This window comes from Halomicronema hongdechloris C2206 (assembly GCF_002075285.3).
GTDB lineage: Bacteria > Cyanobacteriota > Cyanobacteriia > Phormidesmidales > Phormidesmidaceae > Halomicronema_B > Halomicronema_B hongdechloris.
The window spans coordinates 1,324,817-1,338,676 of sequence record NZ_CP021983.2; the positions used below are offsets into that span (position 1 = coordinate 1,324,817).

Annotated in this window: 8 protein-coding genes; 1 reads left to right on the forward strand and 7 read right to left on the reverse strand. The window is 52.6% G+C overall.

Going from position 1 to position 13,860, the window contains the following annotated elements; all coding sequences use genetic code 11:
- Position 1 precedes the first annotated feature (1 nt).
- From XM38_RS06190 to XM38_RS06210, 5 genes are all read right to left on the reverse strand, one after another.
- The gene (locus XM38_RS06190; RefSeq protein WP_080810443.1) at positions 2–1,312 is read right to left on the reverse strand and encodes a DUF4365 domain-containing protein; all 1,311 of its coding nucleotides are present in this window, start codon (positions 1,310–1,312) and stop codon (positions 2–4) included.
- 163 nt (positions 1,313–1,475) lie between these two features.
- Entirely contained in the window at positions 1,476–1,742 is a 267-nt protein-coding gene (locus tag XM38_RS06195; RefSeq protein ID WP_080810442.1) for a hypothetical protein, read from the reverse strand.
- A gap of 46 nt (positions 1,743–1,788) precedes the next feature.
- Entirely contained in the window at positions 1,789–2,175 is a 387-nt protein-coding gene (locus tag XM38_RS06200) for a type II toxin-antitoxin system VapC family toxin (RefSeq protein ID WP_080810441.1), read from the reverse strand.
- A gap of 1 nt (position 2,176) precedes the next feature.
- Positions 2,177–2,413: a DUF2281 domain-containing protein gene (locus XM38_RS06205; protein WP_080810440.1), complete on the reverse strand. Its 237-nt coding sequence runs from the start codon at positions 2,411–2,413 to the stop codon at positions 2,177–2,179.
- 56 nt (positions 2,414–2,469) lie between these two features.
- A complete protein-coding gene (locus XM38_RS06210) occupies positions 2,470–6,282 on the reverse strand; it encodes an Eco57I restriction-modification methylase domain-containing protein (RefSeq protein WP_202978831.1) in 3,813 nt (1,270 codons plus the stop codon).
- A gap of 6 nt (positions 6,283–6,288) precedes the next feature.
- On the opposite strand from XM38_RS06210, the gene XM38_RS25815 reads away from it, so the two are divergent.
- Entirely contained in the window at positions 6,289–6,528 is a 240-nt protein-coding gene (locus XM38_RS25815; RefSeq protein ID WP_187329307.1) for a hypothetical protein, read from the forward strand.
- Positions 6,529–6,812: 284 nt separating this feature from the next.
- On the opposite strand, the gene XM38_RS06215 is transcribed toward XM38_RS25815, so the two are convergent.
- Positions 6,813–10,961, reverse strand: a complete 4,149-nt coding sequence (locus tag XM38_RS06215; protein WP_080810437.1) for an Eco57I restriction-modification methylase domain-containing protein — start codon at positions 10,959–10,961, stop codon at positions 6,813–6,815.
- Between the two features lie 16 nt (positions 10,962–10,977).
- Positions 10,978–13,854: a helicase-related protein gene (locus XM38_RS06220; protein ID WP_080810436.1), complete on the reverse strand. Its 2,877-nt coding sequence runs from the start codon at positions 13,852–13,854 to the stop codon at positions 10,978–10,980.
- Between the last annotated feature and the right edge of the window lie 6 nt (positions 13,855–13,860).

Sequence of the window (13,860 nt, forward strand, 5' to 3'; positions counted from 1 at the left end):
ACTAGATAGAACGAATGCCAAAGGGTGCTAATACACCATCAGGCATTCCTTTAAGACGTAAGATTTCATAGCCGTCGAGTTTCATTGAAAACTCAGAGGCTCCATCGGAAAAGATGAAACACCAAAAGAGTATGTTGTTGAGGTAGTGATTGTTATATTCGCGACTCCGATGCCTTGTCGAATAAGCTCCGACTTTCTTAGATGGCCAAGCTGTTACTCCATCACTTGAGAAATACAGCTCCGGACGAAGAACAATACCCCAGGTTTGACCGTATCGCTGAAACCGCGCTGATAAAGCCGAATGCTTAAAAAATTTATCTTTTCCATACTCGTAATATTTAGCCACTGTCCGACACGGAGATCGCTTAGTCCTGATACTCTTCCAGATTTTTTTAACCGGTTCTTCTTTAGTTAGCCCATCACTGTAGTAAAAGCGTTTATATTTTTGGTGATAGCGTAAGCCTTTATCAATTAGGTACTTTTGAAGTAAACCGTTGAGAAGTCGTCGTGCAGTATAATCGGCATCAGGATCTTGCTCAAGCCAATCATCAAATGGAAAAGTTTCAACTTCAGAATCAATGATGTTTGTAAAAGCATTTTTTGACTTTGATGGATCTGTAAGTGTTGTAAGAAGACCATCCTTATAATTGTAGGGTGGAATAAATCCAAATAAGCGCTGGTGAAACTGTGCTCTCTTTTCCGGAATAACTGTACTTACAAAAACTGCCTGCGGTAGCGTAATAGCTTCTATAAAATTAGGAAAGAGGATTTCTGAACTTGAGGTATCGACACGCTCAGGAGCAGTCTGACAAAGTTCATACAAAGCGTTTAATGCTGTTTCATTGAAGCAGTCAGTATTTTTATCAAAAGCAATGCGGCAAGGCTCTTCAAATGCATCAGGATTTTCTTTGAGATAGGCTTGAACATCCTTCCAATAAAGTTGGTCGTCTTTTGGATGGTATACCACATAAATCATAGGGACATTCAGATTTCCCCAGTAAACTAAGTCTTTCTTATTTACTGGGGATTCAAATGTTTCTTCTTGGTTGCTTCTAATATAATGCTGACCAGACTTTGATTGGACCTTTATGATTTTTCCAGTGCCGATAGAACCATTCCCTTCAGTCCTGGGAAGACATAGTTCAATCTCTCCATCGACACCAATGTCATCCTTTTCTTGCTCCCGCCAAATACAACCCATCTGGTGAACAATCACCGATATGCGGTCAAGGCCGTGCCATTCTGAGATTTTTGATTTTGGAACAATTTTACTGATGGATTCAGATGCCACTTTTTGAGAGTTGAAATTCATTGCATACTGTTATAGTACAAATGAATTTAACTGCAATGGTGCGATCCCCGAACAGTGGGAGGTAGAGTTTCTACGGAGTTTATCTACAAACGGTATTGCCTTCAATTGGATGCAAAATCTTTGCAATATCAACGTTTCAGGAAGGCACCTATATCAACGATGATCATTGCTGCTGGGGGGGATATTTCTGATCGAGGTACTCATGGACTTTTGCCTTGTAGTTTTTAGACAAGTCAGGATCGCCCTCGAACAAACCAACTAAGCTGTCTTCTTGCAACGCTTCCAGGGGCGATATAGAGGTTGGGTTAAGCTGCTCGTAGTAAAGGTCGATGGCCTGGTTCAAGATTTCAGACAGGTCTTGATTGGTGTGCTGTTGAATATAGGCCAGTTTTTCGGCGCGGTTGTCGTCAAGTTGGGTGGCAATCTCCATGGGCCTTTCTCCAAGTTGTTTGTATTTCAAAAGTTGGAAAGAGTAATCAAGGGTATCCAAGCAGATCGAGCTGCTGGATAAAGCGGAAGTCGCTTTGGTTTTTGCTGAGGAGCGGAATTTGATTGCCGATCGCGGTTGCTGCAATCAGGGCATCAGCGATCAAAAGACCATGGCTGAGGAAATATTCTTGCAGTAGCTGGGTGGCAATCTCGCTGCTCTGGCTAGTGAGCGTCAGCACCTGAAATTGAGCCAGGAAGCGGTTGAGGGCTTGCAGTTCGGTTTTGTTGCGGCATCCGACGGTTAACTCCATGACCGTGATGGTAGAAACGGTCAGGGTGGAGGCTCGACTCTCGTTGGCCAGGCGCTCTACGGCGATCGCATCGTCGTTGGCAACATCAATAAGAATGTCTGTATCGACCAAAATTTGAGCCATACTAGCTGCGCCAGTGCTGTTGCCGAATTTGCCGTACCCAGGCGGTACTGTCTGCCATTTCAGGCCGATCGCTCCACATCCCGACAAAGGGTTCGTTTTCGAGGTTCAGAGGTTGGTGAGTTGTGGGCTCGGGTGAAGAATAGCGCTGCTTCAAGAAGGCAACGAAATCTACCACGAGCTGTTGGGCGGTGGTAGGCAGGGTAGAAATGTCGTCTCTCAGTTGCTCAAATTCGGGCATGGGTCTTCTCCGGGGCTATGTTCTAGGTAAAACAATTTCAACCATCTATTAGCACTCTACTCACTACTCCTCTCTTCGCTACTCACGATTTCTGACTCCCTCGGCGGATGCGCTACGCGAGGGTCGGCGGGGGGTGGGTCGAGGAGGGTTGGGTAGGGTTGGCCGCTGGCTATGGCAGTAGCCATGGCGTCGTAGATTTGAAGGATGGTGTCTTTGGTGCGGTAGTGGCCGTGGGCTTTTTCGTCTTTGCGTTTGACTATGGGGAAGGTTTCCATGATGTAGTCAACGTCGTCGCGCTGGATGCCGTAGAGGTGGAAGTAGGCGGCGTCGAGTTCGCAGCGGAGTAGAAAGCGGCGGTCTTCGTCCCATTTGAAGGGTGGGCCTTCGTAGCCGCAATCTTGGGCAAAGGGTTGAAGGTCCCAAGCAGTGTATGTGAGTTCTAAAACATTCCCTGAAATAAAATCCTTCTGTTGCTGACTGTAAATTTGTGGTGGGACGATAGGTAACTGTTTGACAATATAAAAGTTTAGGTTCCCCCCACTTGCTTTTTGCTTGGCAACATAATCAAGAACAAAAGAGTTGAGATTTGCGACTAGAAGACATGTTTCGAGAGGCTTTGTTTGAGAAAAGATCAGAGGCATTGAGTTTCCAACGCCAATCTTTGGAATAATCGTGAAGGCGACGCTTCTAGCATCCGCAACAGCACTAATAGCATTGCGAAAACCAACTAACCATTCATGCTTCCAAAAATCAGGAATTTTTTCTTCAACAACCTTTGATGGAACCCAATAGCGAGGCATAAAGTTCCATAATGGATTCTTCAAGTCTCCTTTAGTTGGTTTGTTCGTTTTTGCTCGTGTTCCATACATCTGATTCTCTGGAATTCCTGTGAATGTGGCTCCACGATGATTAAAAATTTGCGCAAATTTGGATTCGTATAAAGGTAAATATGTTGTTCCAGAACTAACGAATGAATTGCTCTCAATACTAAATCTTTCCGCTTTTAACTGGCCTTGCGTTCGGAAGTGGCTGGAATCATTTGTCATATGCAGCATTCCAAGAAAAGAAACGCTCCAAGGATTATCATATGGATTCTCATTTAGTAAAACTGGAATCTTGGAATATATAGATTTAATCCTTTTTGCATCTCCGGCAGAAATAAAGATAGGAAGATTTTGGGTGTTTGGGTTTATCCGCAGAATATCTTCTCGACTTAGAACATATACTCTTTCTTTTTCCTTTAAATGATCAACCTGCCAAGCCTGAGCAGCCAAATGAAATTCTTCATCAAAGGACTTTGATATTGTCAGCAGAGAAAATGAAAATGTGCTCTCTGTACCATTAAAAAGGTAGCCTCTATTAGTAAAATCGAAGAAGCTAACCAATGTACCTTTTTTGATTATTTCTTGAATAAAGACTTTGTTTGAATCGTCGGTGGCTATTCCAGAAGGAACGACACATCCTAAATAGCTTTTACTTCCAATAATGAGATACATCGTTTCGGTGAAGATGGTATAAGTGTTAATATCTCCACGTCCACATAGGGGGTATCGCCCTGAGTCGCGGACTATTAAACTTTCTCCTTCTGCTTGCCGACAAGCAGCTTTGAATAGATGAAATAATTCAGGATCTTCTTGCTCTAAATCAGCAATCTTCCTACGCCGAGTCGCGGCGTTTCTAGCTTTTGATATATCTGGTCTTCGAGATGCAAACCATTCTTTTTCCTGAATCTTGATGCGTTCCCAGGGTGGATTCCCCAGCACCACATCAAATCCCCCATCCCAACCAGGTTCAAGGCTTTCCTCATCCTCCGATTCCCGACTCTCGACTCCCGACTCCCCATTCCTTACCTGAAATACATCCGGAAACGCCAAGTGCCAATGGAAAAACTGGTACTGATCCCTCAGTCGCTCCACCTCATCCCGCATCCACTTATCCACACTATGGGGATTCCGCTCAATTCGCCGGAACACTTCTTCGGTGATGGGGTAGGGAAAACCAGAAGGGGGTGTAGAGCGAGTAGAGGAGTAGGGAGTAGCGAGTAGTGATTCTTGAGAACCTTCTACTCCTCCATTCGCTATTCCTCTATTCGCTTCCTCACCAGAAGGAGGGCGCTTGAGCCAGACAAAGGCTGCACACCAGGCATCCGCCCAAAACCGGCTGAATAGGTAAGGCGTAGACTGCACCATCGCCTCATACTGCTGCCGCTTGCGCTGCACCCCGGCATAGTCATCATCCGAAATGTCATCCACCTGGGCCATGCTCGTCGCCAGATCGCCCAGGCGCTCCCACGGTTGCAGGTCTGGCGTCAGCAGACTCAATTGCCCCTTACGCTCCTCTTTGTTCTGCTTCTTGTACTTGCTGCAATAGGCTTTGTCGTCCCCCTCAATAGGCTTAAACGCATCATCGGGAATGCCCTGACGCAGCAATGCCGGAGTTGCCCCCAGCAGACTGTTGCCACACTGAATATGGTGATCCAAAAACGACAGCGGCTTCCCTGGCTCTAGCGCCTCCATCCACAGGGCCACCTTACACAGCTCCACCGCCATCGGGTTCACATCCACCCCATAAATGCAGCGGCCAATGACATCCCGCAGCGCCGTCTGGGTGGCCTCTGGGGCAGGTTCTTCATCGCCCGTGCGCACAAACGCCAACCGCTTTGCCAGCCGATGGGCGGCGGCAATTAAGAAATGGCCACTCCCGCAGGCCGGGTCGCAGATTTTGAGGTTGAGCAGAGCGGTTTCGGCATCCAGATCATCCGCTGCGACTGCTGAAGAGATCGCCTCATCCACGACCGGATCTAATGCCGAATCGAGCAGGCACTGCACCAGACTTTCAGGAGTGTAGTAGCTGCCGGTGGTCTTACGTTCATTGCCGCTGGCGGTCTTGAGGGAAAAGGTGCCGGTGCTGATATTCAGTTCGGGGTGTAGCTCCAGCAGAGACTCATAAACACTGCCCAACTCCTCCGATTGCAGATTTTTGTAGTCCACCGGACGACGACCGTGCTTATCCAGAATGAAAGCCAGGGCACGGATAGCGTCGAGGAGATCGGTATTTGCGATTTGGCAAAACTCGCCCTCACCCCCAGCCCCTCTCCCGTTCTGGGAGAGGGGAGTTTGAGAGTCTTGTCCCCCTTCTCCCAAATTGGGAGAAGGGGTTAGGGGATGAGGGGAATTCCCCAACAAATCCGCTACGGCATCGCTCGACCAGAGGAAACTGCCCAAAGCCGGTAGCGCCAGTTCAGGGCAGCCGTGCTCACTGCCCAGCTTTTCCATCACCAGGCGCAGACCGTGAAACAGGTCGCTGTGGCGGGTGCCCCGACGCTTTTCTGCCAGAGTGCGCAAGCGAGCGGTGGAGTAGTAGAGGGTGTAGCGATCCTTCGCGGCGGGTGTAGCGTTGGGATCGAGCAGCAGTTCCCGGTCTTCGGCGACGAACAGAAACAGCAGGCGGTAGACCAGCCGCAGTAGTTGGCGGTAGTAGTCTTGGGTTGCCAGCTCCCCAGACTGGAGCTTTTGCCGCAAGGTACGGTTAGCCGAGTGGGTCAAAAAGCCCTGACCCAGGGATGCGATCGCAGTCTCCACCCCATCTCGCAGGGCCTCCAAAGCTCGCTTGCCCTGATCGTTCGCCGTCTTCGACCAGACCTCAAGCCAGCACTGTTCGGGCTTTTCCGCTTCTACCCGTGACTGGTGACACAGCAGCCACAGCAACACAAAGTCGGCATAGACCTCCCCGGCCATCATGGCTTCCAGGTCAAACTCCACATAAGCCTGGCGGGTAAGGCTGGCATTGTCTCGCAGAATCCGCAGCCGTCGCCCATTGGAGACAAACGCCCACAGGTGATCATCCGAACGGTTCAAAAACTCCTGCACCAGACTGTGGGGACTGCTACGGGCGGCTCCGGCAACCCCAGCGGTGCGCTTGTCCAGATCTACGCGGTAGCCCACCAGATGAATCGGCGTGTTTTGCCAGAGATGGGAGATGGGGTAAGCCTTGCCCTCAATTTCGATGGCGCGGGTGGTGGTCAGCCGTCCGTAGCCCAGCTCCTGGAAAAGCGGCAAGAGGATGCGATCGCGGGTCACTTTGGTGGCTGCGTCAGACTCGGGCAGCCTTTCTAACGCCCCTTGAAAGCTAGCCCAGGCTCCACGCAAACGACTCCAGGAACGGTTGATGGCTTCGTTGAGCTTTTCCCCTTCCAGCAGGTGATAAGCGGCTGGGGTGAGTCCGTCGAGGTCGTTATCGTTATCCACAATCCGCTGCAGCAGGTCGGTGGGGAGAATGGCCCCTTCGGCTCGGACGGTGGTGAAGATGTTTTTGGCTCGAACTTTCATAACAGAGGAGATGGTGCGAGAGCGGCAGACTGGTGGCAGACGATCCAGAGTGGCGAAGGGGAGCCCTCACCCTAGCCCTCTCCCGAGGGGAGAGAGGACAAGAGATTCGGCGGTAGGCCAAGATTACTATGGTAGGCAACCCCTGACTTCATTGCTGCTGCTAGCTGATCATAGATTCGCAGGATGCGGTCCTTGGTCTGGAAGCTGCCGAACTTTTGCCGGTCTTTACGCTTCACAATAGGAAAACTCTCCAGCATGAAGTCCACATCCTCTCGCTGGATGCTGTAGAGGTGGAAGAACGCTGCATCGAGTTCAGCCTGGAGCCATGAGCGGCGATCGGGATTCCAGGGGAAGGGCGCGGCCTCGTAGCCACAGTCTTTCGCGAAACCCTGTAAATCCCAGGCGGTGTAGGTCAGTTCCAGAACCCGAGGTAAAATCCAGTCTTCTACGGTAAGGGTGGTATCCCAGGGACAGGGCTGCTGATAGGTAGAGGGAGGCAGGGTCGGTAGTTGGCGAACGATGTAGTCAGACAGATGATTGCCGGGGGTGCTCTGGCGGCAGAAGAAGTCGAAGCAGAAGCTGTTCCAGTTAGCGAGCAGACTGAGCAGGGTGCTGATTTCTGAATGGGAAGAGTTTTTTGGCTCAGTTGCCTCTGTCGCCCTCACCCTAGCCCTCTCCTGTGGGGAGAGGGAACTGGAGGTGGATTGGCTCCCCTCTCCCAGAGGTAGAGGGGTTGGGGGTGAGGGAGGGTTGTAGTCGTCCAAAAACACCACCCGAATGCTGCATAATACCGCTGTTTTCGGCAGAACGCAGGCAATCATGGTGCGGGTGTTGGTGGCGCTGGTGACATCCTTAAACCCCATCAGCCATTGGTAGGGGTAGCCCTTGGGGATTCGCTGAGCTGTGTCCTGGGGAGAGGCCCAATAACGGGACTGGGCCAGGAAGTAGGGATCGGTGCGCGCTTCATCGGAAATAGCGATGCTGACGCCAGTGCGAAACATGTTTTTGTCGGTAATACCGGCTGAGCCTTCCCGATGGTTGAAGCTGCTGATCATGCGGGCTTCGTAGCAGCGGATGAGGTCCGTCTGATCGGGGTCAACGGAGGTGGCAGGCTTGAGCAGGCCGATATCGGCTGTCTGACTGAAAAGTCCCTGGGTGATGCGTAGCTGCCAGCGATCGCCCTGGTGATCTGACTGCCCCAGCACGGGAATGGTCTGGTAGACCTGCCTGGTAATGGCAAATTCCCGTTGTGATCGGAAGGTGAGACAGGTCTTGGTGCCGGGGTTGAGCAAGTTAATGTCGTCGAGGGTGAGATGGATGTGGCGATCGCTCTGAGCCAAATCTTCGATGCGGTGGGCGAAGAACACAAAGTCGGCTTGCTCCATGGGTTGCTGACTACCGGAGAGGGTCATCAGGGCAAACCGCATCCGGGAGTCTACGGCGGGGAAGAAGATTTTGGCCCGGTTCTCAAAGTCGTAGTAGCTGACCAGAGCCTTCGACGCCATCAGATCCTGGAAGAAATATTTGGTGGTATCGGCAGTGGCCATACTGGAGGGCACAATGCAGCCGAGCCGTCCGTTAGGCTGCAGCAGTAGGCGGTTGATTTCGGCAAAAATAGCAAAGGTATTGATGTCGCCCCGACCACAGAGGGGATACTTGCCTGAATGGTGGATGAAGTGGCTTTCCCCATCAGACTGGCGGCAGCGCTCTATGAACTGAAGGTAGAGATAGGGATCTTCCGTCTTGAGGGCCTGAATCTTCCGCTTTCGTTCCGTCGCATTCACGGCATTGGAAATATCGGGGCGATGGGCAGCAAACCATTCTCGCTCCTGGACTTTGATACGCTCCCAGGGAGTATTGCCCAACTCCACATCAAAGCCGCCAGACCATCCAGCTTGTTCGTTTTCAACGGCTTCAGCTTGTTTGGGAACACGAAAAATATGGGCAAAGGCAACATGCCAATGGAAGAAATGGTACTGAGCTTGGAGGCTTTCTACCTCTCCCCAGAGCCAATCAGCCGCATTGTAGGGATTCTGCTTAATCTTGCGGAACACTTCTTCCGTCAGCGCATAGTCAAGTTCTGGCGTTTTGCGCCAAACAAAGGCAGCACACCAGCTGTCGGCTCGAAATCGGCTGAAGCGGTACTCGATGGAAGCGAGAAGTTCTTGGTATTTCCGTTGCTTGAGCTGTACCTGGGCGATGGATTCATCGGGGATACCATCCAGCTCGGCCATCTGAGCAGCTAGTTCTTCAAGCTGTTGCCAGGGTTGATGTTCTGGGGCATAGGCGGCCACATCCTCCAGCCATCCCCAGGGGCGTGTGGAAGGATCGACTAGAGTGAGCTGGGCTTGCTCGCGTTCCCGTTTGTTTTGACGTTTGAGGTCGCGGCAGAGAGCTTTGTCGTCCCCTCGGATGGGCTTAAAGGCATCATCGGGAATGCCACTGGCCATCAGAGCAGGGGTGGCCCCAATCAGAGAATTGCCCCATTGAATATGGTGTTCCAGGAAGGGCAGCGGTTTCCCCGGTTCCATAGCCTCCATCCACAGGGCCACCTTACACAGCTCTACCGCCATACGGTTCACGTCTACCCCATAGATGCAGCGGCTGATGACCTGGCGCAGGGCGGTGCGGACGGCATCCAGCCCTGGCTCTTCTTCTCCAGTGCGAAGGGTAGCTAATCGCTTGGCCATGCGCTGGGCCGCAGCGGTTAGGAAGTGGCCGCTACCGCAGGCGGTGTCACAAATTTTGAGGTTGAGAATGGCGGCTTCTGGGTCTGGCTGGCGAGCAGCCTTGTCTAGAACTGGATCCAGGGTGGTTTGGAGCAGGGTCTGAACCAGGCTTTCGGGGGTGTAGTAGCAGCCGGTGGTCTTACGGCTATTGCCCTCGGCGGTCTTAAGCTTGAAAGTTCCGGCATCAATGTTGAGTTGGGGATGCAGCTCCAGCAAGGATTCGTAGATGCTTCCCAGCTCGCGGGATTGGAGGTTTTTGTAGTCTACGGGGCGTCTGCCGTTGCGATCGCAGATGAACGCCAGCGCCCGAATCGTTTCCAGTAAGGCTGAGTTGGCGAGTTGGCAGTCGTCAAGTGCAGGAGTGGCCTCGTTCGACCACAGGAAACTGCCCAAAGCGGGAAGCCCTAATGCGGGGCACCCCTCATGCCCCAAATGCTGCATGACAACCTGAAGCCCCTGGTAAAGGTCATGGTGACGGGTCCCACGATGGCGATCGGCTAGGGAGCGCAGACGATTGACGGAGTAGTAGCGCTGATATCTTTCCTTAGCTTCGGATGAAGCAGCGGGGTCTAGCAAAACATCCCGATCTTCAACCACAAACAGAAATAGCAAACGGTAAACCAGCCGCCTGAGCTGGTGGTTATATTCCTGAGCCGACAGTACTCCAGTTTGCAGCAGCCGACGCAACTCCTGATTCGCAGGGTGGGATAGGAATCCCTGCCCTAGCGTCGAGATGGCGACTTCTACCCCTTTGCGGAGTTGCTCCAGTGCCCGCGTGCCTTGGGAGTCCGCAACCTGAGACCACTTTTCCAACCAGCACCTGCTAGGCGACTCTGATTCTACCCGCGATTGATGACACAGCAGCCAGAGCAGCACGAAATCAGCGTAGACTTCACCGGCCATCATGGCTTCCAGGTCGAACTCGACGTAGGCTTGCCGGGTCAAGCTGGCGTTGTCACGCAGGATGCGAAGTCTATGGCCATTGGCAAGGAAGGCCCAGAGATGCTGGTTGGAGCGATTAAGTAGCTCTTGCACCAGGCTATGGGGGCTACTTTTAGCCGCACCAGCAATCCCGGCGGAGCGTTTATCCAGGTCTACTCGGTAGCCTACGAGATGAATAGGCGTATGGTGCCAGCCGTGGGAGATGGTATAGCGTTTGCCACCTACTTCGATCTCTGGGGCGGGGGGCAGGCGACCGTAGCCTAGCTCTTGAAATAGCGGGAGTAGAAATTTTTCACGGGTCAAGCGGGTAGCGGCATCGTCTAAGGAGAGTTGGGTCAGGGCATGTTGGAAGTTGACCCAGGCACCACGCAGTCTACTCCAGGAGCGGTTGATGGCTTCGTTGATGCGATCGCCTTCCAGCAGGTGGAATGATTTGGCATCCAGCCCATCCAGGTCTTTATCTCCACTCACAATCCGCTGGAGCAGGTCACTGGGGAGAATGGCTCCTTCTGAACGGACAGTGGTGAAGATGTTCCTGGAATGGCGCATTATCAAACTCTAAACGCTAAGTTTTCGGGACTGGCATGAACATATAGATACCTAAAACATCAGGGGGGAGTTGTGGCTCCACTCGATAGCGAACACCCTTGAGTTTGGCTGCGCTGCGGACTCGGCGATGAGCCTCAAGTAAATCATTCCCTCGCTGCTGGGCTACAGTTTCAAGGTGGGGACTGAGATGGTCGAATTGATCGATTACTTTCTGTAGAAACGTTGTGGCCTGGTCGGCACTAATGTTGCCGTCCGGAGTGGCCGTCAGGAGCTTCTCTGCCTGACCAGGCTCAAGCCATTCAGCCTTTTCCGGAGAGCCCGTAAAGGCTAGTATTTGGCAGTCTTCTGCCAGGAGCGGGTTTTCCTCGTCTCCCTGCTTGGCAATGATGTGGAAACGAAAACGGGTCAGGAGTAGCGTAGTGCGGCGGCTTACCTGATTAGTCCGAATCACCCCACAACGACGGGCCACACTGTCCACCATGGGATCCAGAGCCGTATCCATAACGTGGGTAGCCAGACCTTCCACGATGGGATGGGTCCGGTTCAGGTAAAGCTGACCATCCTGAATGGGGAGTTCGAACCGAGCCTGGAAAGATTCCTGCCCGCCAATGGCATCCTTCAGGGCTTGGGGCGCTTCCGATAGATCAAACGCTAACGCCTTGGTCGGTGTTTCGCTGACAACTGCTTGATGAACTTTAAAGGCAGCTTCGGTAAATGAAGCGACATCAACACTAGAACCAATGGCTGAACGAATTGCCTGAAGCTCGCGAACTACATCTTCAACCTTGATGGTTTCCTGGGCAAACATGGTGCGCGATCGCTTCTCTCGTTCTGAGGCGGCTTCCCACTGGCTAAAGAACTGGTCTTTCTGGGGTTTGAAGAAGTCTTGGTCAAAGAGAGAAAGCTGGTCAGAGACATTAGAGGACTGTTCTCGCAGCAATAGCCCTTCAAAGATGGCTTCAACCACCTGATCCGTGTCCACGGGAACGGGGACTGAAATCCCCAGGGAGCTGCGGATGGAACGGTGTTTACGAATGAGGACATCGAGAACGATGCCATCAATCTGGTTATCGACGCCGTAGTAGGTCAGCACCCGCACTTTGTCCTGGGGTTGTCCATAACGGTCTACTCGACCTTCTCGCTGCTCATGGCGGGTCGGGTTCCAGGACAGGTCGTAGTGAATGACGGCGTTGAAGTAGGCTTGTAGGTTGATCCCTTCACTGAGGCAGTCAGTACAGACCAGAACCCGTTGGGGAGACTCGGCCAATTGCTCTACCCGCTCTTCTCGCTCGGCCGGGGGCAGGGTGCCGGTGACAGCGACTACCTCGACATTACGCAGGCTGCTCCTGAGTTCTTCCGCCACATATTCAGCCGTGGGAATAAAACGGCAGAAGATAATGGGCTGAAATCCGTTTTTCAGAAAGTCCTTAACCAGGGTGATGATTTTCTGGAGTTTGGCATCCTTACTGCCTTTGAGGTTTTCTGCCTCACGAGCCATTTGTTTGAGGCGAGTAGAGGAGTAGCGAGTAGTGAGTAGGGGGGCTTCTTCTACTCCTCTATTCACTACCTCGCTATTCGCTTCCAGTTCGCTGATATCCGCTCCAGGCACAATATCAATGCCTTCCTTGGCATCGTCATCCATCAAGTCCATCACCGTGCGGCGACCGACTTCGTCAGCTTCTTCGGGGGTTTCGGTATCGAGGGTGTCGGCGCGGTTGCGTAGGGTAGTTGCCGCCGCCGCAGGGCTGGAAGCCAGTGACCGTAACAGCCCCAGGGCCGACCACCACCGCACTCGTTGCCGATGGCGGCTGTTGGCATCAGGAGACTGAACGGTTTCGCGAGCGTAATTCAGAATGCGGTCAAATAACTTTTTGTATTCGGGAGATAGGGAGTAGGTTTCGTCTGCCTCCAGCCTTTCGGGGAAGGGGGTATCGGCATCCAGGTAACTGCGAATATCACCCCGACGGCGCTGGACGAAATGAGCCGCCACCTGGCGACGGATGGGTTCGTTTTCTTTACCGCCCAGTTCGTCGGGCAAATCGGCAAAGTCAGGATTGAGCAAAGCTAGCAGGGACCGGAAGGCGGCTTCTTTACCGCTGTGGGGAGTGGCTGTCACCAGAATGAGGTGGCGATCGGGCGCATCGGCTAAGCCTTTGATAAGTTGATGTCGCTGGTGCTTACCGCCTCGACCTTCCCCAGCAAAGGCGCAGGTATGGGCTTCGTCTACAATCACCAGCTCGGGGCAGGTACGCAGAAATTCATCCCGGCGATGCTCTGATTTAATGAAGTCGGTCGAGACAATGACGTAGGCATAGAGGTCAAAGAGTGACTGCCCCAGACGGCAGTTGCGCTCCAGGCGGGTAGCGGTACTGGGTAGAACCAACTCGGCATCAATATGGAATTTGCCCTTCAGCTCTGACTGCCACTGCTCGGCCAAGTGAGGGGGACAAAGTACGGCGAGGCGATCGACTTCGCCGCGATCCATGAGCTCTTTGGCAACCAGGCAGGCTTCGACGGTTTTACCGATACCCACGTCATCGGCAATAAGCAGGCGCACGGGCTCTAGCTTAAGCGCCATGAGTAACGGCACGAGCTGATAGGGGCGAGGCTCGACGGCTAATTTGGCGAAGGATCGGAAAGGGCCAGCACTGGAACGGAAGCCGAGGCGCACAGCATCTCGCAACATGCGGCAAGAGCGATAGTCGCCTAGTTTTTTAGGATCGGGTAGCTCGAACTGGGCGGGTTCAACAGGCTCTAGGGGGAGAAAGATGCCGGTGACTTCATCTTCGGTGCCGCCGAGGGGGCGCAGGATCAGCATCTCCTCGGTGGATTCGGGAAGGACGACCCACTCGCGATCTCGAGCTTTGACGAGCGAACCAACGGCAAAAGTCATATTTTA

Bases quoted from the DNA above. Each gene is read 5' to 3' on its own strand.
- XM38_RS06205 (WP_080810440.1), bottom strand. From the start codon at position 2,413: ATGCCCGAATTTGAGCAACTGAGAGACGACATTTCTACCCTGCCTACC.
- XM38_RS06215 (WP_080810437.1), bottom strand. From the start codon at position 10,961: ATGCGCCATTCCAGGAACATCTTCACCACTGTCCGTTCAGAAGGAGCC.
- XM38_RS06195 (WP_080810442.1), bottom strand. From the start codon at position 1,742: ATGGAGATTGCCACCCAACTTGACGACAACCGCGCCGAAAAACTGGCC.
- XM38_RS06200 (WP_080810441.1), bottom strand. From the start codon at position 2,175: ATGGCTCAAATTTTGGTCGATACAGACATTCTTATTGATGTTGCCAAC.
- XM38_RS06220 (WP_080810436.1), bottom strand. From the start codon at position 13,854: ATGACTTTTGCCGTTGGTTCGCTCGTCAAAGCTCGAGATCGCGAGTGG.
- XM38_RS06190 (WP_080810443.1), bottom strand. From the start codon at position 1,312: ATGAATTTCAACTCTCAAAAAGTGGCATCTGAATCCATCAGTAAAATT.